This window comes from [Brevibacterium] flavum (assembly GCF_019317305.1).
GTDB lineage: Bacteria > Actinomycetota > Actinomycetes > Mycobacteriales > Mycobacteriaceae > Corynebacterium > Corynebacterium glutamicum.
The window spans coordinates 1,882,785-1,903,333 of the sequence record NZ_CP079240.1 but is presented as its reverse complement, the minus strand read 5'-3'; the positions used below and the strand labels follow the sequence as shown (position 1 = coordinate 1,903,333).

At 53.8% G+C, this 20,549-nt stretch carries 22 protein-coding genes, 5 tRNA genes and 1 pseudogene; 13 read left to right on the top strand and 15 right to left on the bottom strand.

The window, feature by feature from the left end:
* Window positions 1-338: 338 nt before the first annotated feature.
* On the bottom strand, window positions 339-1,823 hold the full coding sequence (locus KW808_RS09195) for an RNA polymerase sigma factor (protein ID WP_003859843.1): 1,485 nt from the start codon (window positions 1,821-1,823) through the stop codon (window positions 339-341).
* 489 nt (window positions 1,824-2,312) lie between these two features.
* Complete coding sequence (ppgK, locus tag KW808_RS09190) at window positions 2,313-3,065, bottom strand: polyphosphate--glucose phosphotransferase (RefSeq protein ID WP_003859845.1); 753 nt, start codon at window positions 3,063-3,065, stop codon at window positions 2,313-2,315.
* Between the two features lie 69 nt (window positions 3,066-3,134).
* Between ppgK and KW808_RS09185 the strand changes: the two genes are divergently transcribed.
* The 3 genes from KW808_RS09185 to KW808_RS09175 all read left to right on the top strand — a co-directional run bounded on the left by KW808_RS09185 (window position 3,135) and on the right by KW808_RS09175 (window position 4,825).
* Window positions 3,135-3,977, top strand: a complete 843-nt coding sequence (locus tag KW808_RS09185; protein WP_003859848.1) for an inositol monophosphatase family protein — start codon at window positions 3,135-3,137, stop codon at window positions 3,975-3,977.
* Window positions 3,978-4,127: 150 nt separating this feature from the next.
* Window positions 4,128-4,421 (top strand): DUF4193 domain-containing protein, encoded by a 294-nt coding sequence (locus KW808_RS09180; protein ID WP_003857344.1) that lies wholly within the window; start codon window positions 4,128-4,130, stop codon window positions 4,419-4,421.
* Window positions 4,422-4,615: 194 nt separating this feature from the next.
* Window positions 4,616-4,825, top strand: coding sequence for a hypothetical protein (locus tag KW808_RS09175; RefSeq protein ID WP_003859850.1), 210 nt, complete (start codon window positions 4,616-4,618; stop codon window positions 4,823-4,825).
* Window positions 4,826-4,896: 71 nt separating this feature from the next.
* Here the strand turns inward: KW808_RS09175 and KW808_RS09170 are convergent, their stop codons facing one another.
* The gene (locus tag KW808_RS09170; RefSeq protein ID WP_003859852.1) at window positions 4,897-5,448 is read right to left on the bottom strand and encodes a DUF3093 domain-containing protein; all 552 of its coding nucleotides are present in this window, start codon (window positions 5,446-5,448) and stop codon (window positions 4,897-4,899) included.
* 65 nt (window positions 5,449-5,513) lie between these two features.
* Here KW808_RS09170 and dut point away from each other — a divergent pair, with 65 nt between their 5' ends.
* The 4 genes from dut (at window position 5,514) to dxs (ending at window position 10,302) form a co-directional block, all read left to right on the top strand.
* Window positions 5,514-5,963, top strand: a complete 450-nt coding sequence (gene dut / locus KW808_RS09165; protein WP_003859855.1) for a dUTP diphosphatase — start codon at window positions 5,514-5,516, stop codon at window positions 5,961-5,963.
* A 97-nt stretch (window positions 5,964-6,060) separates the two neighbouring features.
* Window positions 6,061-6,939: a DUF3710 domain-containing protein gene (locus KW808_RS09160; RefSeq protein WP_003859857.1), complete on the top strand. Its 879-nt coding sequence runs from the start codon at window positions 6,061-6,063 to the stop codon at window positions 6,937-6,939.
* A gap of 76 nt (window positions 6,940-7,015) precedes the next feature.
* A complete protein-coding gene (locus KW808_RS09155) occupies window positions 7,016-8,254 on the top strand; it encodes a class I SAM-dependent RNA methyltransferase (protein ID WP_003857336.1) in 1,239 nt (412 codons plus the stop codon).
* Window positions 8,255-8,403: 149 nt separating this feature from the next.
* Window positions 8,404-10,302 (top strand): 1-deoxy-D-xylulose-5-phosphate synthase, encoded by a 1,899-nt coding sequence (gene dxs / locus KW808_RS09150; RefSeq protein ID WP_003859858.1) that lies wholly within the window; start codon window positions 8,404-8,406, stop codon window positions 10,300-10,302.
* Between the two features lie 61 nt (window positions 10,303-10,363).
* Here dxs and KW808_RS09145 read toward each other — a convergent pair whose 3' ends face one another.
* A complete protein-coding gene (locus KW808_RS09145; protein WP_003859860.1) occupies window positions 10,364-11,575 on the bottom strand; it encodes a ribonuclease D in 1,212 nt (403 codons plus the stop codon).
* A gap of 10 nt (window positions 11,576-11,585) precedes the next feature.
* Window positions 11,586-12,203: a DUF3000 domain-containing protein gene (locus KW808_RS09140; protein WP_003859862.1), complete on the bottom strand. Its 618-nt coding sequence runs from the start codon at window positions 12,201-12,203 to the stop codon at window positions 11,586-11,588.
* Window positions 12,204-12,484: 281 nt separating this feature from the next.
* Here KW808_RS09140 and hemQ point away from each other — a divergent pair, with 281 nt between their 5' ends.
* Window positions 12,485-13,183, top strand: coding sequence for a hydrogen peroxide-dependent heme synthase (hemQ, locus tag KW808_RS09135; protein WP_003859864.1), 699 nt, complete (start codon window positions 12,485-12,487; stop codon window positions 13,181-13,183).
* A 191-nt stretch (window positions 13,184-13,374) separates the two neighbouring features.
* On the opposite strand, the gene KW808_RS09130 is transcribed toward hemQ, so the two are convergent.
* The 9 genes from KW808_RS09130 to KW808_RS09090 form a co-directional block, all read right to left on the bottom strand.
* The gene (locus KW808_RS09130; protein WP_499651974.1) at window positions 13,375-13,746 is read right to left on the bottom strand and encodes an integrase core domain-containing protein; all 372 of its coding nucleotides are present in this window, start codon (window positions 13,744-13,746) and stop codon (window positions 13,375-13,377) included.
* The gene (locus KW808_RS09125; protein ID WP_499651972.1) at window positions 13,743-14,369 is read right to left on the bottom strand and encodes a transposase; all 627 of its coding nucleotides are present in this window, start codon (window positions 14,367-14,369) and stop codon (window positions 13,743-13,745) included. The genes KW808_RS09130 and KW808_RS09125 overlap by 4 nt, the downstream gene beginning before the upstream one ends.
* Window positions 14,336-14,551 (bottom strand): hypothetical protein, encoded by a 216-nt coding sequence (locus KW808_RS09120; RefSeq protein WP_499651905.1) that lies wholly within the window; start codon window positions 14,549-14,551, stop codon window positions 14,336-14,338. Before KW808_RS09120 ends, KW808_RS09125 begins: the two co-directional genes overlap by 34 nt.
* 2 nt (window positions 14,552-14,553) lie before the next feature.
* Window positions 14,554-15,363: a hypothetical protein gene (locus KW808_RS09115; protein ID WP_034983451.1), complete on the bottom strand. Its 810-nt coding sequence runs from the start codon at window positions 15,361-15,363 to the stop codon at window positions 14,554-14,556.
* Window positions 15,364-15,845: 482 nt separating this feature from the next.
* A complete protein-coding gene (gene msrB / locus KW808_RS09110; RefSeq protein ID WP_003857328.1) occupies window positions 15,846-16,256 on the bottom strand; it encodes a peptide-methionine (R)-S-oxide reductase MsrB in 411 nt (136 codons plus the stop codon).
* The gene (gene aftC, locus KW808_RS09105) at window positions 16,253-17,509 is read right to left on the bottom strand and encodes an arabinofuranan 3-O-arabinosyltransferase (RefSeq protein ID WP_193352738.1); all 1,257 of its coding nucleotides are present in this window, start codon (window positions 17,507-17,509) and stop codon (window positions 16,253-16,255) included. Before aftC ends, msrB begins: the two co-directional genes overlap by 4 nt.
* Window positions 17,510-17,554: 45 nt before the next feature.
* Window positions 17,555-18,253 (bottom strand): pyrimidine reductase family protein, encoded by a 699-nt coding sequence (locus tag KW808_RS09100; protein ID WP_003859868.1) that lies wholly within the window; start codon window positions 18,251-18,253, stop codon window positions 17,555-17,557.
* A 38-nt stretch (window positions 18,254-18,291) separates the two neighbouring features.
* Window positions 18,292-18,591 carry a hypothetical protein gene (locus KW808_RS09095; RefSeq protein ID WP_003859870.1) on the bottom strand — a complete coding sequence of 100 codons (300 nt, stop codon included), beginning with the start codon at window positions 18,589-18,591 and terminating at the stop codon, window positions 18,292-18,294.
* 275 nt (window positions 18,592-18,866) lie between these two features.
* On the bottom strand, window positions 18,867-19,226 hold the full coding sequence (locus tag KW808_RS09090; protein ID WP_003859871.1) for a glycerate kinase: 360 nt from the start codon (window positions 19,224-19,226) through the stop codon (window positions 18,867-18,869).
* Window positions 19,227-19,335: 109 nt separating this feature from the next.
* On the opposite strand from KW808_RS09090, the pseudogene KW808_RS09085 reads away from it, so the two are divergent.
* Window positions 19,336-19,629, top strand: a pseudogene (locus KW808_RS09085) (anion permease); the annotation flags it as partial.
* 100 nt (window positions 19,630-19,729) lie between these two features.
* Here the strand turns inward: KW808_RS09085 and KW808_RS09080 are convergent.
* Window positions 19,730-19,801: transfer RNA gene (locus tag KW808_RS09080), tRNA-Val, on the bottom strand.
* A 347-nt stretch (window positions 19,802-20,148) separates the two neighbouring features.
* On the opposite strand from KW808_RS09080, the gene KW808_RS09075 reads away from it, so the two are divergent.
* From KW808_RS09075 to KW808_RS09060, 4 genes are all read left to right on the top strand, one after another.
* Window positions 20,149-20,221 (top strand) — tRNA-Gly (locus KW808_RS09075).
* Window positions 20,222-20,254: 33 nt separating this feature from the next.
* Window positions 20,255-20,329 (top strand) — tRNA-Val (locus KW808_RS09070).
* 33 nt (window positions 20,330-20,362) lie between these two features.
* Window positions 20,363-20,435 (top strand) — tRNA-Gly (locus KW808_RS09065).
* A 41-nt stretch (window positions 20,436-20,476) separates the two neighbouring features.
* Window positions 20,477-20,547, top strand: a tRNA-Cys gene (locus KW808_RS09060).
* Window positions 20,548-20,549 lie beyond the last annotated feature (2 nt).

Here is a 20,549-nt window from a genome sequence, read left to right as displayed (position 1 = left end):
CGATACCTTGCGCTCAATTTCTTGTATTCAATTTCTCAAGGTGATGTCGGAAAATGGCACTTTTCCGACCGAAATTGAACATAAGAAATTGAGTACGCGAAAGTGATAACGAGAAATTGTAACCGTGAAATTGCAGGTAAGGTCTCGAATCCGAGAACTCGGCGTTAAGAAATCGGCAATGTGAAATCAAACTTAAAACACCCCAGCCGAACTGTGACCAGCCGAACTGTGACCAGCCGAACTGTGACCAGCCGAACCAAAGCAACAGAAAAACCGGGCCACCACCGTTCCCCGCAGAGGAAAACAGTGGTGGCCCGGTCTTGAGCTCGACTGGGGTTTTAGTCCAGGTAGTCGCGAAGGACCTGGGAGCGTGATGGGTGGCGCAGCTTAGACATGGTCTTGGACTCAATCTGGCGGATGCGCTCACGGGTGACACCGTAAACTTGGCCGATTTCGTCTAAAGTGCGTGGCATTCCGTCGGTGAGTCCGAAGCGGAGTTTAACCACGCCGGCTTCACGTTCCGAGAGGGTCTCTAGGACGTCCTGTAGCTGGTCTTGCAGCAGGGTGAAGGAGACGGCGTCGACTGCGACGACGGCTTCGGAGTCTTCGATGAAGTCCCCGAGCTGGCTGTCGCCTTCGTCGCCGATGGTTTGGTCCAGGGAGATTGGTTCGCGGGCGTACTGCTGGATTTCCAGTACCTTTTCCTCGGAGATGTCCATTTCTTTGGACAGTTCCTGTGGGGTTGGTTCGCGGCCGAGTTCCTGAAGGAGTTCACGTTGGATGCGACCAAGTTTGTTGATCACTTCAACCATGTGGACTGGGATACGGATGGTTCGTGCTTGGTCGGCCATGGCGCGGGTGATTGCCTGACGGATCCACCAGGTTGCGTAGGTGGAGAACTTGTAGCCCTTGGAGTAGTCGAACTTCTCTACGGCACGAATCAGACCGAGGTTGCCTTCCTGGATGAGGTCCAGGAATGCCATACCACGGCCGGTGTAGCGCTTTGCCAGGGAGACAACCAGACGAAGGTTGGCTTCCAGGAGGTGGTTTTTCGCCTTGCGGCCGTCACGAGCGATGGCGCGGAGGTCACGCCTGACGGCTGGGGTGAGTTTCGCGTCCTTGTCACCGGCTGCGAAAGCTTCTTCCATTTCCTCCATGCGGTGGGTGGCGTAAAGGCCTGCTTCGATGCGCTTTGCCAGGGAGACTTCCTGTTCAGCGTTCAGCAGGGCAACTTTACCGATTTGCTTCAGGTAAGCGCGAACAGAGTCGGCGGAAGCGGTGAGCTCGGCATCTTTACGTGCCTGACGCAGGGTTGCGGATTCGTCTTCATCCCAAACGGATGAGCCGTCCTCTTCGTCGTCTTCGCTTTCTTCACCGAGGGCTTCGACGCCGTCTTCATCTTCTTCGTCTTCGATGCCGTCTACGAAGTCATCGCCGTCGAAGTCCTGTTCATCCTGAGCGAGGTTCTCCTCGTCGTCATCAACAGGTGCGTTTTCGTCCTTGGCAGTTGCAGGTGCAGCCTTGGCGGTTGTGGCCTTCTTGGCGACAGTCTTTTTCGCAGGTGCCTTGCGAGCTGTCTTCTTGGCAACCTTTTTAGCGGGAGCCTTGGCCGCAGGAGCCTTCGCTGCAGGGGCGGTGGTCTCTATGGTGTCAGCAGCTTCAACAGGGGTTGAGGTTCCATCGATGCTGCGCGCAGGGGTGGCTGAAATGGGAGACTCAGATGCGACTCCCAATGGGGTTGCCACGCGCGGGGCTGCTTTGCGTGCGGTCTTGCGTGCGGTCTTTTTAGCGACCGTCTTTTTTGCTACGTTGTTTTCTACCATGCTGCTCTCCACGGCTCCTGGTGCATTTTCATCGACATCTCCGACTGATCCGAGTGATGCTGAGGATTAAATGGCAAGTACTTAACGCCCTTTCCGCCTAGCTTCTTTCCATGAGAGATGTTTCTTAAGTGCGAATACCTATATACAACAATAGGGAAACGTATTTGTTCCCCAGAAACGCCGAATAAGTATCCCCAAACTTGAGGTGCATCTCTTATAGAGTTGGTCAGCCGATCAATTGTTCATGTCCCTGGTGCCTTCTCCTGGAAAGTCTCATTTGCTCTCGGCTTTTTTAAATGCCGAAATGCGTTGAGTCAACTACTTCTTTGGAGGCTTAAAGGGGTGAATCAATCTCATGGTTAACTCTTGTCCACGATCAGCGTTCCATTATAGTTGAACAACTGCGCCGATGTCACAAAGGGGCCTGTTTTTCCTACAGCAAGGCGCGTTGTGAATCAAGACCCTGGGCAAAAATCACCTTTCGATAACTTATGGGGTGAGGTGTTGGTTTACTGCCATGGCAGCTCCTACGATTCCGGCTCGATTGCGCAGCTCAGCTGGGACAATGTCAGTGTCTAGCTCCAGCAATGGAAGCCACTTTTCGTGCTTTCTGGAAATTCCGCCACCGATGATGAAGACGGATGGGGAGAAAAGTTTCTCGTATTCGCTCAGCACCTTGTTCAGGTGCTTCGCCCATTTCTTCCATGACAGATCTTCGTTTTCTTTGACGGCTGCTGCTGCAAGGTGTTCTGCTTCCTCGCCGTCAACGATCATGTGACCGAGTTCTGTGTTGGGGAACAGTTGGCCATCCACAAGGAATGCGGATCCAATACCTGTACCAAGGGTCAGCAGGATGACTGCGCCTTCGCGTGCGGCAGGGTTGCCAAAGGTTGCTTCGGCGATGCCGGCGGCGTCCGCGTCATTGAGAACGGTGATCTCTCGGCCATTTAGGTGGCGGTCAAAAAGTTCGTGCACATCGGTGCCGATCCAGGACTTGTCAATGTTGGCTGCGGATAGCGCGATCTGCCCGCGAACGACAGACGGCAGGGTAATTCCGACCGGACCCTCCCATTCGGCTTGAGAAATAATCTCTGCGACTACTTCGGCGACAGCCTCTGGGGTTGCTGGCTTCGGGGTGGCGATTTTTATGCGTTCATCAATAAACTCACCGGTCTTAAGGTTAACGCGGGCGCCTTTGATGCCGGAGCCACCGATATCAATTCCAAATCCAGTCTCAGTCATGCGCCCAAGTGTACAAATTACTTCGGCTTTTGGCAGGCAATTTTCTAAAAAAACAACGATGATGGTCTTATGGAACAACAATCGTTTAATGAGTTGCGTGCCATCGCCGCGGAAACTGCCACGCTTACCGCTGCACGTATCAGGGATAAGCGTGCTGAACTCACCAATTTGTGGGAATACACCAACACCAAAAGTTCGACAGTCGATCCGGTGACGATAGTAGATACTTTGGCTGAAGATTTTATCGCCAATAGGTTGCAGGAACTTCGGCCTAAAGACGGGTTGATAGGCGAGGAAGGGACGGGGACGGCGTCGATAAGCGGAGTTACCTGGATCGTCGACCCCATTGACGGCACCGTCAACTTCCTTTATGACCTGCCCCAATACGCCGTCTCGATCGCTGCGGCGATCGACGGCGAGGTCGTGGCAGGTGCTGTGATCAATGTGGTCACCGGGGTGCTGTACACCGCCGCGCGCCACGAAGGTGCCACCAAATATCTGCCCGAGCGCGATGAAATCGTGCCGCTCAAGGCCTCAGCAGCCACCGTGGTCAGTGAGTCGCTGGTTGCTACGGGGTTCAGCTATTCCGCTTTACGACGCTCCCTCCAAGCCGATTTATTAACAAAAATCTTGCCTACTGTGCGCGACATTCGCCGCATGGGAAGCGCCGCTTTGGACCTGTGCCACCTCGCTGATGGACAAGTAGATATTTACTACGAACATGGCCTGAACTGCTGGGACTTCGCAGCTGGCAGCCTTATCGCCGCTGAAGCGGGCGCCTTTGTGCGGGCCCCAGGGCTCTCCATTCCAGGCTCCTCTGGAGAGATTTGCTTCGGCGCTGCCCCCGGAGTTTTCGACGACGCCAACGCCCATTTTGATGTAGTCGGCGCATTTAAGGCTTTAGACCGTTAAACCATCTTCAAACTAACCCCGAATTTTGCCCCTCTGACCTGGCAGTATGACAAGAGGGAAAAACTCCTTTACTATGCGCGCATGAAGCTGCACAACGCAAAAGCGTTCGTGCACGGCTAGTGAACGACACCCACTCGGGAGGAACAAAAGATGGCTACCGATTACGACGCACCCCGTCGACGTGTAGAAGACGAACTAGAGACTGACTCTCTCGAAGGTTTGAAGGCAGTAGAAAACGCGAACAGCGACATGGACGACGATGGCGAAATCGTCGAGTCCTTTGAGATCCCCAACGTTGATCTCTCCGGCGAAGAACTCAACGTAGACGTTGTTCCACGCCGCGCGGATGAATTCACCTGTGCAAGCTGCTTCCTTGTACAGCGCAACAACCGCAAGTCACACGTCGAGCCAGATGGATCCATCATCTGCCTTGACTGTGCATAATTCCGGCCACGTATGTGGCTTTGGAAATTAACTAACCCCGTCTACCAGTTGAGGTAAACGGGGTTTCTTGTTCGAGAGCTTGGGTTCTGATGTAAGACTTCATTGAAAGCAACCAGAGGCGGTAGTTAGGTCGCTATAGTCGGGTTAAGTCCAGGTGACCCGAAAATCCGAGTGAGAGAAATGGTCTGGCCTTCATGAACATCACCAACCACACCTACCAAGTGTCCTGGTCTGAAGACGATCAGGAGTTTCTCGCTACGGTGGCCGAATTTCCTTCACTGTCTTGGCTGTTTTCTGATCAGCAGGAAGCTGAGGCTGGTCTGCGGAACTTAGTCGCTGAAGTACTCGACGATATGAAGCAGACAGGGGAGCAGATTCCGACTTCGGTTGGAAGAAACCTCTAATCAGAACTGCTCAACAAAGAAAAAACTCGCGATCGCCGATTTAAGGGCAACCGCGAGATGAAGAAGAGCGACTAGCGGAAATCCGCTAGCGCAGCATCGGCTTGTTCAGGAACAAAAGCACGCAACAGCGCTTCTGGGTCCTTGCAACCGATGAGCCAATAAGGTGTGGAATCCTCAGGATCGTCAAGTACTAACATCACCATTTCTGGCACCCAACCGTGGGAAACCACAAAGGCTGCCGGGTCAAGCTGTCGACCCATCGCGTTACGCTTTGCCGTTGCAGGCACCGCTAGAGAGCGTGACACCACATCGGACGGTAAGTTTGCTTGGCCTGCGATCAGCCACCTGGTGCCATCGGCGTCTTGCTCGACGGTGATCACCGTATTGGACATTGAGACCAGCACCCACACGCCAACAATGGACAACAACACAGCTGGAATATAGATCCAATATTCGTTTCGGTTGAGACCAAATTGGGCGGTGAGCAGGGCGACCACAAACGCCATAGCTAGCCACCAGTACCAAGGCACCCACTGCCGTTCCCTGTAAATTGTGGTTACTCCATCAGCGCTATTGCTGGAGGGAGCAGAAGATGCAGAATCAGATTGTCGGGAATCAGTCACAATAGACAATCCTATCCCACGGGTCATTTAAGGTCATTTCCCGCAGGGTAGGTACGCTAAAAACTGTGACTGATTTAGCAGCTATTAAAATTGTCCGACTCGATAAAGAACTTCCACTGCCTAAGCGCGTTCACCGTGGCGATGCTGGCGTTGATCTTCATGCCACCACAGATGCTGTGATTGCTCCGGGACATCGCGAAATCGTCGGCACTGGCATTGCAATTGCTTTGCCCTTGGGAACCGTCGGATTGGTTCACCCCCGTTCGGGTCTTGCTGCACGCGAAGGCCTCAGCATTGTCAACGCGCCGGGAACCATTGATGCTGATTACCGCGGAGAGATCAAGGTCTGCCTGATCAATCTTGATCCAGAAAAGCCCATCATGATTACTCGTGGCGACCGCATCGCGCAGCTTGTGATCCAAAAGGTGGAACTTGTGGATTTCGAAGAAGTCGAAGAATTAGACGACACCGTGCGCGGTGACCAGGGATACGGTTCCACCGGAAAAACAGCCTAAATCCACCCTAACTGCTTAAATCGGGTGGCAGGAATACACAATCCTCCTACACTGGAACGGATTAGAAACGCGAAAGCAAAGGACGGAAAAGAATCTCATGGCTCTGTGGCCTTTTGGTAAGAAAAAAGAAGTAGTCGACGAGACCCCGGCAGCGCCTGAGGTATCTGAGGTACCTGCCGCTCCTGAGGCTCCGGTAGAAGCAGACAGCGCTGAGGCGTCCGTGCCTGAAGCTCTGCGCTCCCTGGGCGAGCAGCCTGTCTTGGATGAAGATCCATCAGCAGGTGAACCCGATCCAGTACATGACGCCATCAACGGCGATATGGGACCTTTTGATGCTGGTTCCGTCAACATCCAAGATTTTGATTTCTCGGACTTTTCCAAAGGCGTCCTAGATCTTGGTTCCATTCAGGTTCCACTTCCACAAAACTCTGAAGTACAAGTGGAAATGGGCGAGCAAGGCCCCCGCATGCTCCACGTGGTCACCCAATTTGGTCGCATCACCCCAGTGGCTTTCGCAGCACCAACTTCCGCAGGACAGTGGCGCGAAGCCACCAAGGAGATTGCTGAAGGCATGCGTCGCGACGGCCTGACCGTGCATGTGGAAAAAGGCCCATGGGGCAGGGAAGTCGTCGGTGAGGCGAACGACCGCAAGATCCGCATCGCAGGTGTAGATGGGCCACGATGGATGCTGCGCATGACCATGATCAGCCCATCCGATCGCGCCGACGATATGCGCGATCTTGGTCGGGAAGTTATTGCTCGTACCTTTGTGAACCGTGGCGACGCCCCAATCCTGGCTGGCAGCCCACTTCCAGTGGCACTTCCAAAGCAGCTGGCGGAGCAGGTTCAGCAGGCCATGGCTCAGCGAGCAGCGCAGCAAAACGCGGCTCAACAAAACGCAACACAGCAACCTGCAGCAGGTGACGGAACCCCAGATCAGAACCCCGATCAGGGAAATACCCCCAACGCAGAGTAGGGTTAAACTCTTTGCGCTGTCCCGCTCCAAGTAACGGGACAGAAACTTTTTCAAGTGAAACGAGGACTACACTCACATGACTGACACCGTCGAACTCGCCAAAGGCGACATCATCTCCGTTGAGGTGCTCAGGCCGGCTCACGGCGGCGAAGGCATCGGACACCACGATGGCCGCGTCATCTTCGTGAAAGGTGGCATTCCCGGCGATGTCGTGGATGTAGAAATCGCACAGTTGAAGAAGAAGTGGGCACGCGGTGAAGTGGTTAAGGTAACCACCGCGTCTGCTGATCGTGTCGATTCTCGTTGCCCAGCAGCGGCAGCAGGTGCTGGTTGCTGTGACTATGCAGAACTCAACCCAACTGTGGAGCTTGAGATCAAGTCCCGCGTGCTTCGTGATCAGTTGGAGCGCATCGGTGGAATCGATGAGCTTCCTGAATTTGAGCTTCATGATCTGGAGCCAACAGCTGGTTGGCGTACCCGCGTCCGCCTTGGCGTTGATGCGTCTGGTCGCGCCGGGTTCCGCAAGCTGAAGTCCAATGAGTTGGTTACTGAGGTTGCGTGTTCTCAGGTTGTGCCAGAGCTTCTTGAGGGCCTTGTGGGTGAGGGTGCTCGTCGTTTCACCCCTGGCGTGGAGATCATTGCAGCTATTGATGATGCGGGTCAGCGCCACGTTGTGGAATCCCGTAAGGCTCCTCGTGGTCGTCGTACTGAAACTGTGTTGAAGGTGCTGGAAGGCACTGGCGAGGTGGAGCAGAAGGTAGGCGATTACACCTGGAAGTTCCCAGTTTCTTCCTTCTGGCAGGCGCATACCAAGGCCCCTGCGGCGTATTCAGAGTTCATCGCCGAAGCGTTAACCGGATTGGAACTGGTTGACGTCGATAAGCGTGGCCCTGTTGCGTGGGACCTTTATGGCGGCGTCGGCCTGTTCGCGCCGATTATCACCAGCAAGCTGCAGGCAGCTGTCCACTCTGTGGAGCTGTCCCCAGGTTCAGCGGAGGCTGGCGAAGAGGCGTTGGCTGGTTTGCCTGTCACTTTCCACACTGGTCGGGTAGAGGGCATGGCGTCCCAACTACCTTCGCCAAACGTGGTTGTTTTGGATCCTCCTCGCACCGGTGCAGGCAGTGACGTGTTGAAGAGCATCGCGGAGGCTAAGCCTCAGCTGGTTATCCACATTGGTTGTGACCCGGCGACTTTCGCTCGCGACGTTGCCGATTGGAAGCTCAACGGCTACGAAATGGATCAATTGGCTGTTTTTAACGCGTTCCCTGGAACTCACCACTTTGAGACTATTGGTGTATTTGTCCGCGTTTCCTAAGGCGGATTAAGCCTTGGCTATCGAGACAGAGTAATATAGCTCCAACACCGCAGGTGCACATTTGTTTTGTCACCTGCACAAAAGTGTCGCCAGCCCGATACTTGTACAACCGTCCGCATCCGAGAAGCAAAGGTGTCTGACTCGCGCCAATGGGAATTCTGAACAGTATTTCAACACCTGCTGACTTAAAGGCCCTTAATGATGAGGATTTGGACGCTCTTGCCAAAGAAATCCGAACTTTCCTGGTCGATAAAGTCGCAGCAACTGGTGGCCACTTAGGTCCAAATTTGGGCGTAGTGGAATTAACCATCGGTCTTCATCGAGTTTTCGATTCGCCTCAAGACCCGATCATCTTTGATACTTCTCACCAGTCCTATGTGCATAAGATCCTGACGGGTCGCGCTAAAGATTTTGATTCTTTGCGTCAAAAAGATGGCCTTTCTGGTTACACCTGCCGTGCTGAAAGTGAGCACGATTGGACTGAGTCTTCGCATGCTTCGGCGGCCTTGTCTTATGCGGATGGTTTGTCTAAAGCCAAGCAGTTGGATGGCGACACCACGCATAGTGTCGTTGCTGTCGTTGGTGATGGCGCTCTAACTGGCGGCATGTGTTGGGAAGCACTGAACAATATTGCTGCTGCTAAAGACCGCAAAGTTGTTGTCGTTGTCAATGACAATGGCCGGAGTTATTCTCCAACCATCGGCGGGTTCGCAGAAAACCTTGCGGGCCTTCGCATGCAGCCTTTCTATGATCGCTTCATGGAAAAAGGCAAGACATCCCTGAAATCCATGGGATGGGTAGGGGAGCGTACTTTTGAAGCGCTCCATGCATTTAAAGAAGGTGTGAAGAGCACCGTCATTCCCACCGAAATGTTCCCTGAACTGGGCATGAAATACGTGGGTCCGGTTGATGGACATAACCAAAAAGCTGTCGACAATGCGCTGAAATACGCTCATGATTATGATGGCCCCATCATCGTGCACATGGTCACCGAAAAGGGTCGTGGTTACGCGCCTGCTGAGCAGGATTTGGACGAATTGATGCACTCCACGGGCGTCATCGATCCGCTCACAGGAGCTCCTAAATCTGCATCAAAGCCCGGTTGGACCTCTGTGTTCAGCGATGAGCTGGTCAAGATTGGTGCGCAGAATGAAAACGTTGTTGCCATCACCGCCGCGATGGCAGGTCCTACCGGTCTGTCCAAGTTCGAAGCCAATTTCCCCAACCGATTCTTTGATGTCGGCATTGCTGAGCAGCACGCGGTAACTTCTGCCGCAGGCCTCGCATTGGGTGGAAAACACCCTGTGGTGGCTATTTACTCCACGTTCTTGAACCGCGCTTTTGATCAGCTGCTCATGGATGTGGGCATGCTCAACCAGCCTGTTACTTTGGTGCTTGATCGCTCAGGTGTCACGGGTTCGGATGGAGCGAGCCACAATGGCGTCTGGGATATGGCGCTGACCTCGATCGTTCCAGGCGTGCAGGTGGCGGCACCACGTGATGAGGATTCCTTGCGTGAGCTGCTCAATGAGGCTATTTCCATCGATGATGGCCCCACAGTTGTGCGTTTCCCCAAGGGCGACTTGCCAACTCCAATTGTTGCTATCGACACCTTGGAAGACGGCGTGGATGTCCTCGCATATGAAGATGCCACTGAAGACGATGCGCCCTCAGTCTTGATTGTTGCAGTGGGCGAGCGCGCAACTGTCGCACTAGAGGTTGCTTCCAGGATTAAACAGCACGGCGTGAACGTCACGGTTGTTGACCCCCGCTGGATTGTCCCCATCCCGCAGTCCTTGGTCGCGCTGTCTGATGATCATGACCTCGTGATCACCATCGAAGACGGCGTCATCCACGGCGGCGTGGGATCCTTGCTCTCTGATGCGCTTAACGCTTCTGAGGTGGATACCCCTCGCCGACAAATCGCGGTGCCCCAGAAGTACCTGGATCACGCGTCCCGCAGTGAAGTGTTCGCCGATTATGGCCTCGACGCCGACGGCATTGAAACCACTGTTGTTGGATGGCTGGATTCCCTGTTTGGGGAATAAAATCCTGCTTATCGACGCCGCCCTGCACCGAAGCCCGCAGCCTGAGCCGCGGGCTTTAGGTTTAGAGCTTCAGCAAGTTGGCAGACAGAATCGGAAAAGTCTGGTCAATTTGCCACTGGCGGGCACCATAATCGCGAAGTACAGCGTTGAGTGTTTCAGCATTATGGATCTCGCCGGTGTGTTTAGCCATCCACACAGCTACCCGCAGAGTTGAAGGCTGAAGGATATTCTCGCCGGGAACGTTGATGTCGGCGGCGAGGTCGTCGATAAGCGCTCTAATCTCTTGGAGCACTTCGTGCTCTTCTGGGTAGTAGGACGCCCACGTGCGACGATCTGGGATGCCGTCCTTGCGTTGCTGAGGCTTTGGCCAGTTCCTGCGAGGGGATTTGAGCGCCCGGGTGATGATGCGGAGCCAGCGTTTGGTGGCACCCTGGGATCGTCCGGGGAAGCCCTTGACCTGTGCCAATTCTGCCGGGGTGCGGGGGAGAACACGGGCGACTTCCACGATGACTTTGTTGGACAGCACTTTACCGGGCGCCAGGTCGCGGGAGGCTGCGAAAGAGTCGCGTTCCAACCACATTTCACGGGCCACAACCAATTGGTCTGGTCGTTTGAGAGTGGACAGCCCTTTAAGGTCCTGCCAGGACGTTTCTGCAGGCTCGGTCATCGTGGCGAATTGATCCACAATATGGACAAATTCCTGTTCAGCCCAGGGGAGTTTTCCCTGCTGATCCAGGATTTCAGCCATGACATCGGCAAGCTCCAGCAGCATCTCCACATCGAGTGCTGCGTAGTTGAGCCAAGATTCCGGCAGAGGACGCTTGGACCAATCTTCCGAACCGTGGCCTTTGAGCAAGTGGAGATCAAAAATTTGCTCCACCATGGCAGCGAGATTAACGTGATCAAATCCGGCTAGGCGGCCTGCAAGTTCTGTATCAAAGAGTAATCCGGGGTGAAGATCAAGCCACGCAAGGCTCGGCAAATCGGTGCTTGCTGCGTGAATAATCCACTCTTGACCATTGAGCACCGGCTTTAACGCCTGAGTTAATTCAGGACGGACCTGCTCCGGGTCGAAGAGGAGAGTTCCGCTGCCACGGCGCCGGATCTGAATCAAAAATGCGCGGTCATCGTATCTAAAACCGGACGCGCGTTCCGTATCAATGGCGAAGGGCCCAGTTCCGCTAGCCAAGAGATCTGCTGCAGCAGTGAACTCACCAGGGGTAGATAGCAAAGGCGGAATGCCGTCGCGGGGTTGAAGAAGATCGGAAACCATGGTGTCCAATCTACCTTCGTAGTTCGGTGACGCCCTCTGGGGGAAGTCCAGCAACAGAGGCAAGCACTGCTGCGAACGCTTCAACATGCGCGGTGAGGTCGGTGCCAGTCGCGGTCCAGGACGCACGCATTTCCACTTGGTAGGCACTTGGCGGTCCACCGATTTCACCAAAGCGCACCGAGGTTGTGGAGGTTACGGTTCCGCCTAGGTTGGTAAATCCTGCGCCGGCTTGTTCCAAACCTTCGTTAAGCCATTGCCACGCTACTTCCGGCAATAGCGGGTCGGAAGCAACAGCGTGATCCATGTCAGCTTGAATATAGGCGACAAGGCGCATTGCTCCTTCCCAGGTTTCTTCGGCACCCGGATCATGGAGCAGAATCAAACGACCGAAGGAATCACCTTCGCTGTTGGTGGAGACATCGTCTGACTCTTCTTGATTTCCGACTTCGAGTCCAATGGCGTGCGAAAACGGCGCCAGGCGCTGAGGCGGCCTAATCGTGCCCAAAGTAAGTTCTGGGCGCAGGCGCGCTCTGTGCATAGACTCAACCGCTTCGGAAAACTCCGCGGGAGTGCTCTCTGCCGGGGTAGCTGAGGTCTTGTGCTGAGAGGTCGCTTCGGAATCGATCACAATCTGCAATTTACTAATTATTGGGGTAACTCTGGGGAGGCGCGCCGTTTATTTTATGTTTGTCCTTTGATGCAACTTCACTCCTGCTAATTATCCAATTCAGGGGGACTTAACGAGGGGTGTTTACCCAAAACTTTGCAATCAAACTTATGATGGATAACTGGGTGCGCGTTTTGTTGGAACATGTTGTTGGAACATGCCGGCAGAGCCGACACTACGATTCATTCGCTAAAGGGTCTGGCCACTGACACTGGCAAAGATCCACGAAAGGAAGTTACCCTGTGAGCGAGCTCGATATTAAACAGCTCAACAAACTGCAGCGCTACTCTCAGTGGGCGGTGTTCCGTGCTATTCCTGGAGCGCTCGATGATGATCGCAGAGAAGTCACTGAGCAAGCAGCCAAGTTCTTCGCCGACCTTGAAGCAGAAGGCAAAGTCACTGTCCGTGGCATTTACAACGCCTCCGGCCTGCGCGCAGACGCTGACTACATGATCTGGTGGCACGCAGAAGAATTCGAAGACATTCAGAAGGCCTTCGCTGATTTCCGCCGCACCACCATTTTGGGTCAGGTTTCTGAGGTCTTCTGGATCGGAAACGCTCTCCACCGTCCATCTGAGTTCAACAAGGCTCACTTGCCTTCATTCATCATGGGTGAAGAAGCAAAGGATTGGATCACTGTTTACCCGTTCGTGCGCAGCTACGACTGGTACATCATGGAGCCCTTGAAGCGTTCCCGCATTCTCCGCGAGCACGGACAGGCTGCTGTGGAATTCCCAGATGTTCGTGCCAACACTGTGCCGGCTTTCGCACTGGGTGACTACGAATGGGTGCTGGCTTTCGAGGCTGATGAGTTGCACCGCATTGTCGATTTGATGCACAAGATGCGTTACACCGAGGCTCGCCTCCACGTCCGTGAGGAGCTGCCATTTATTTCTGGACAGCGCGTCGACATTGCAGATCTGATTAAGGTTCTTCCTTAAAAGCTGCTTTTCTAAACGATTGAGCCTTGGACTAATGGTCCAGGGCTCTTCTCTTGTTGGGGAGAGTTGCAGTTGAGACCAAGGAAGCCAGTTTCTGGGGGGAGGTTTGGTCTGAAATGCAAGGTTCAAGGCCTGATTCGCTCGCTGCCAGGGGTTTGTGAACCAGGGGGGCGATAAGAACACGTGCTAACTCAAGCACTTAACAGCGACGCTACACCACCAACCCTCTCCTGTACAGACCCATCATCACGCGCACCATTAAGACGCACCACACCAGCAACTTCCTGAACCACCGGCCGCCCCACATACCGCTGCGGGAACTGCCGGTAATGGGCATCCAACGCCTGCACACGCAACCGATGCACCGCCCTCCAACTACCATCAAACACCGACTGTGGAGTATGCCCAGCCACACCAGAATGCGGATGAACCGTGTTGTAATACACCACAAACTCCTCCACCCACACCCGGGCCTGATCCATCGATGCAAACACCTTCGGATAAAACGGCCGATACTTCAACGTATGAAACACCGACTCCACAAACGCATTATCATCACTCACCCGCGCCGAATCAACGACAACGCCACACCATGATCCGCTAACAACCGCACCCTCGTCGATGTCATCGCCGACCCATTATCCGAATGCACCGTCACCACACCCGGATTATCCGCTAACACCTGCGTTAACAACTCCACCGCGGTGGAGGTATTTTCCGTCGGCGCGACCTTCGCCCCAACAATCTTGCGGGAAAACAAATCAATCGCCAGATGCAACGCATAGGTCTTACCACGTACCAGCGACGGCAAGAACGTCACATCCCAACACACCACCTGACCAGGCTGTGTTGCTTCCAACCTCGGCTTAACCCGTGGCGTTGGTGATCGTTTCACCGGGGACAGGGCATTGACTCGGTCTTTGTGTAACAACTTGTGCTGCTTGGCAACACGCCACCATGTACGTAGTGATGCGCGGTAGATGCCTTTGTTAAACAACATGTTAAACACCCCACTAACGCTCAGTTGTGGGTACGCGGTGATCGCATCAACAATGAACTGGCGTTCGTGTTCTGCCAACGCTTGACGCACCGACGACACTGCTGGCTCCTTTCCCTGCCAAGGCTCTGGTGTGGGTTCCACACCAGGTGCTGCTAGTTCCACACCAGGTGCTGTTGGTGCTGGCACGGCCTGCAGGACAGGTTTCGGTGCAGGACAGGGACGCGCTTGTTGCGGTAATACGCCGTTGATTTCGACAGCTTGATCAGCCGTAATGCCTTGTTATGGCTCAGCCTGGCACAGGTGGTGAGATCTGTGATCAAGGTGTTTTCTTCCTTGAGTCCTTGATCAAAGGCGCGTTGCTCATCCACGTTTAGGTGGCGTCCTCCTCGTCTAAGCCCTCGCCAGGATTGGGCCTGGTCCCAATAGCTTTTCCCAAGATATCGATCACCATTTGATTCTGATGGTCTTTTTGCTTGTAGTGCGCGAGTTCTTTCTTCAGCGCTGCGATTTCTTTGAGGTACTCGTTTTCCATGATCGTGGCTCTTTCTAGTTGTTGGGCAATCATGTGGCGTAGTCGAACGATTTCGACCACGGTTCGGGTGGTCATCAACCCGATCTTGCGGGGTGAGATATCAGCGTCTAAGTCCCCGTCGGTCATAGCGGCGCACCAGGCCATGATGGTGTGCTTACGGAGTTGGTAAAACGTGAGGAATTGCTGGCCCTGACCGTGTGGTTGAGCTAAGTATCCTATGACCAGGTCACGTTTGTCATCAGCCGTTAGTGTGGTGACATCGTCGACTGGGGTGGTGCGTTCGATCCCGAAGCGGTGGGCATCATCAAAAGCATGGGGAAGCCGGCTGAAGGTGCTTATTGCTGCTAGCCAGGTTCGAACGGTGCAGTGGCCGATGTTGTTGGCTGTGAGGAAGGGCTGGCGGTAGCCGTGCGGCAGGGTGGTGTAGATCCGCATGAACTCGAGTCGTGTTTGTGGCTCGTAGTAGCGTCGCCCGTTGGCGGAGATTCGATCTGGTGGGAAGATCGGCCACTCGATGCTGTGTGGGTCCGGCGCCGGTGGTAGCTGGGGTGCTGTGGGGGCAGGGGCCGGGGGCTGTGGGATCTGGGGTAAGGCTTCGGGACTGATCAGATCCAGGTAGTCCTGAAGGACTGAGAAGGGGATGGACATGATGAACTCCTTGCTAAGGATGGTGGTTCACCACTGACCTGACACTGAGAGGATTAGTGTCGTTTTAGACCAAGGACCGATTCGGCAGGGAGAGTTTTGGTTTCCTTCACTAGGCCAGCCTTGGGCGGCACAGAAACGGCGTTTGAACCCGAAGAAAGTGGCCCCTCATCGGCCCAGACCAAACCACAATGCCCACGAATCCTAGAAATGAAGTTGGTGGGCATTCCTGTTTGGTTTGAGGTCGTAAAAACCGGTCACATCTGCCCACGATCGCCAAAAAGCAGTTCCGTGGGCACTCTCGTTTGGTCCGCCCCAAATCCTGCCCCGGTGCCCATGAAAAGTGCCCTCTCAGAATCGCGTCTAAGCGCCTGAACGCACTGAATCCATACAAGAACCCATCCCAAAAATTGGGCCTCTTAAATAGCGCCAGAATGAGAAAAAGCCTCAGCCATAAGGCCAAGGCTCGTTTCGTGCTCGGAAGCTTAGGAAACTGGCTTTTCTTCCAGCTTCAAGCTGATGGAGTTAATGCAGTAACGAAGATCGGTGGGGGTGTCGTAGCCTTCGCCTTCGAAGACGTGACCCATGTGGGAGCCGCAGTTCGCGCACAGAATCTCAACGCGGCGCATACCGAGGGAAAGATCTTCCTTCTCAATGATTTTGTCGCCAGCAAGTGGGGAGAAGAAGGAAGGCCAACCGCAGTGGGACTCAAACTTCTCGGTGGAGCGGAATAACTCTTCGCCACAGGCGCGACAGGAGTACACACCTTCGGTGGTGGTGTTGGTGTATTCACCGACGTGAGGTGGTTCGGTGCCGGCTTCGCGGAGGACATGGAATTCCTGCGGGGTGAGGCGTTCGCGCCACTCGGTATCGCTGATGAGTTTGAAGTCTGTCATGCTGTCCTCTCAAGATGGTCGTGCTGTGGATCAGTGGTGATGGGTGAGCTCGGAGTTCCCTTGGCTCGGATATCACCAATAAACCAGATTAGCGCCGAGACAAATGTAACCACTATCAATAGTCCCCAACCAATGGTGGCGCTGAAAAATTCCATCCAGCGGGCTACATCGGGTAGTCGCTGGGAGGTGAAAGTGTCAGGGGAGAGGAAGAAGTAGGCGGCGACCCAGGCAACCCAGTTGTGGAATACGGATCGGCTTCCGAGCAGGGTGAAGATCATAGGGAAGATCATCATGGAGTAGTACATCTGTCCCAGTGAGGACAGGAAGAATACGCCAGTCAGGAGTACACCGGTGGTGGTTGCTGCCCAGAAGTATGGCTCGGTGTTACGGAATCTCAGGAGTGCCAGCACTGCGAGGCCGACCATTGCGCCGAAGATGAGGAACCAGGTGATTTCCATCCAGGTGGGCATTCCGAAATAGATGGCCAAGCCTGGGAGTGAGCTGTTGGCAAAATCTCGAGTTTCACCAAGGTAGGGCATCGTGCGGGTGACGTATTCAGATGCTCCCGGAACTAAGAACCAGGCCACTGCATTGAAAATCACTGGGGTTAAAATGCCGAGGATGAGCGATCCCCATTGCTTTTTCACCAAAGGTAGGAAGAGAAGTGGCAGGAACATGGGTTTGATCAAAATGGCCAAACCAATGACTAGTCCGCCCAACCAGGATTTTTTGTGCACCACGCACCACAGGAAAATCGCCAACATGAGCAGCAGGATGCCGTTGATGTTGGAGAAAATGAGGGTGTTTTGCACGGTTTCTGTCAGCATCGCCAAGGCGATCGCAATCGGCCACACCATGCTGCGCAGCGCCCAACCGGAGAGTCTGGTCAGCAGCCCGAACGCTAAAACAATGGCAAGGAGGTTCACCGCGATGAACATCCACCGAGCCAACGTGAAATGGGTGATATATCCCAATGGTGCCAATAGGAGTGTGGCGCCCGGGTTATAGAGGTAGTGCGGATCGACGAAGTGGTAGACCTCGTTGTAGACCGGAATACCTTCAACGAAACGTCGTAAAGCACTATAAACCGTCGTGAAATCGTCGGTGACCGCGCCGTTAATCGCAAGCACGAAGAAGCGGTGCGCCATTAATAAAATGGCCAACGGCCAGGCGACTGCGTTGCCGATGCTATCCCACCTGCTCCGACGCGGCGTGGGGGCTGATATAGAAGGTGCTACCGGGGAGAAACTCACGAGACTAATCTAGCGAATCCCCAGCAGATCCGGAGAGTCCAACACTCACTTGGCGCGCTTATACCGCAAGAATAGGGTGCTGTCATCATCGACAAAGACGTGCTCCAACGTGAATCGGCGCGGCGCATCATCGCCGCCCTTCACCGTGGGGCGCTCCACGCTGCCCGACAACGTCGGATCAATCGTGTGATGCCACACATCAACAAGATCGGCGGCCAACATCTGCCCATACAACGTTGCACCGCCCTCACAATCAATGCGGGCGTAACCCAAAGACCTAAGCTTTTCGACGCCAACCTCCGCCGTCAATGTCTCCACCTCAATAACCTGAGCCCCAGCATCCACCAACCTCTGCTGCTTTGTTTGATCGGAATTATCCGTGATGATGATCGGCGGCACCTCCGCCTCATGGAAAAAGCGGGTATCCACATCAAAATTCAACGACCCTGACATCACCGCAATCGGCGGAATCGCTTCCTGACCCAACTCCTGGCGTTGCTTCTGGATTTCAGGCGAAACCTCCACGCCACCATAATTTTCAGCCTTCACCGTGCTCGACCCAACCAACACCACGTCCGACCACCTGCGAAGCGCCAACAGAAGTTCCGTATCCGTGGAATTTCCAAGCTGACCAGACGTGCCATTAATAGTGGTAGAGCCATTAATAGCAGTCACGACGATTGCCCTTAACTCTGGCGTAGACACAGAAGGTAGGGGACCGATGAGTTCCAAGATATCGACCATGTTTCAAGTCTAGGCCAGCTTGTTCACACGGAATGGTGTTATCCAAAGGTACCAGTGGGGTTCTGATTGGAGGAACCTAGGCCAAGACCCGTGACATCTTCAATGTGCAGGACAAAGAACTTATTGTCCGCGTACTTGAAGTTGAGAATGCCGAACTTTCCTGTGTGACCGTCGATTCCTTCCCAGTAAGTACCGAGATCGATCTGGCTGCATACATCAACCCTGCTGGTGTTTTCACTTGAAGCCTGAACAAGAAGTGGGCCGACCTGCTGTCTATTAGGATCCACGCATTTTGCAGATGCTGGTGATGCCGCAGCCAGCACCGCAGTGGAAGCCATTGCAATGGTTACTGCAGTGATAGTGAGAGGATGTGTGAATGAGAAAATGGTTCCTGCTTTCCGAGGAGGGGAGTGGTTTCCTTTTCAGCTATCTGGCATGTGCTTTGTAGCTGATGAACTTCACCGTAAAGCAGGCAAAATGGAAGTACCGCAAAAGCGGGGAGTGCTCCCCGCTGCAGGCCATTTCTTAGGAATAAGACAGCGCTCTGATCTCTCGGATGAAAGATCAGAGCGCTGTCTGGCTCATCGAATAGCATCGGTTTGCTGAAATATCGCTAACTCAGATGATGTTTGGCGATGTTAAAACCGATACCTTCCAAAATTGGGAGCGGGTTTCGAATGCATTCATTGATGTCAGATTCGAAATCGGTAAGGCTGTAGATGTCTTCAAATAGCTCATTTGAGATTGCTGGATCCAATAGGCTCTGCCCACAAACCGCCAGTACTGGAATTCCTTTCGCACGTGCCCGTTTGGCGATTCCAGTAGGAGCTTTTCCGCTGAGGGTCTGTGCATCAATGCGTCCTTCTCCAGTGATGACTAAATCTGCCTGTGCAAGCATCTTTTCACCCCCGGTTTCATTAAGAATCATGTCCACGCCGGAGCGCATCTCTGCAGACAACAACGCCATTGCCATGAAACCCAAGCCCCCCCCGCTGCGCCCGCTCCAGCTGTTTGTGCAAGGGTGGTGAGCCCGAGAGCTTGTTCAAACACATTGGCAAAGTTCCGTATTGCTGCATCGACACCTAATTTCTGAAACTACGAGTAATACCGCAGCGGCAGCAGTTACCGTTCCCATCGTGGTTCCACTTGCCATAGCGGCCGGTATTGATCCAGTTATCCCGGCTATGGCGGCTACATTCGGTGCTTCATTTGGGTTCATGCTTCCGATTTCCACACCGCAGAACGCCATCGTCTACGGTTCGGGCTGCGTATCCATTGCTCGAATGATCCGCACTGGAATTAGCTTTGACATCATCGGGGGAGCTCTCATCGTATTTTTCCTCCCAACTGTGGCAACCATGGTTGGAATTGGCTGACGTTAATCGAGGAGCTGGAACCTTCATCCCTTGAAAAGCTGAAGAAGCTATAGATAGTCATGAAACGACGAAAACCCCCTGTTTACAGGGGGTTTAGTTGTGGTCCTAGCTGGGATCGAACCAGCGACCTTTCCGGTGTGAACGGAACGCTCTTCCACTGAGCCATAGGACCTTGCGGTGTGCTTAGAAGTTAACACGGAAGTTTTGAATATTCATAATCGGTTCAATTTTTTACCCAGCTTCTATATGGAAGAGAAATTCTTGTACCTAATAGATGGAAATCGGATGTCACCACGTTTCTGAATCTGGAGCGATGAGCATTGGTCAAATATTCGAGGTTTTCTTTGCTGTCCTGCGAAATAACATCCGTGTGATTTGGAAAGTGGGTTTTCACTAGGGGTTTTACCTGTGCTTTTGTGGCATTGACTTGGGGATTTGTGTTCGAGGGAGCGTTCGGTCTAAAGTTATTCCAGCACCGCACAGAACGGAACAAACAGGAACAAGTTCTAAGTAGTGCATGCGGATGTAGCGCAGTTGGTAGCGCATCACCTTGCCAAGGTGAGGGTCGCGAGTTCGAGTCTCGTCATCCGCTCTCATTTCACCGGGCCAATCGATGAAATGTCCCGCGCGTTTAGCTCAGCGGGAGAGCGCTTCCCTGACACGGAAGAGGTCACTGGTTCAATCCCAGTATCGCGCACCAAGAGGACGAACAACCTCTTTAATCAATGTTCATGCGGATGTAGCGCAGTTGGTAGCGCATCACCTTGCCAAGGTGAGGGTCGCGAGTTCGAGTCTCGTCATCCGCTCTGGTATGTTTACCACGTACCTAAAGGCAAATTTATGCCACGGTGGAATGGCCGAGTGGTGAGGCAACGGTCTGCAAAACCGTGCACACGGGTTCGATTCCCGTTTCCACCTCG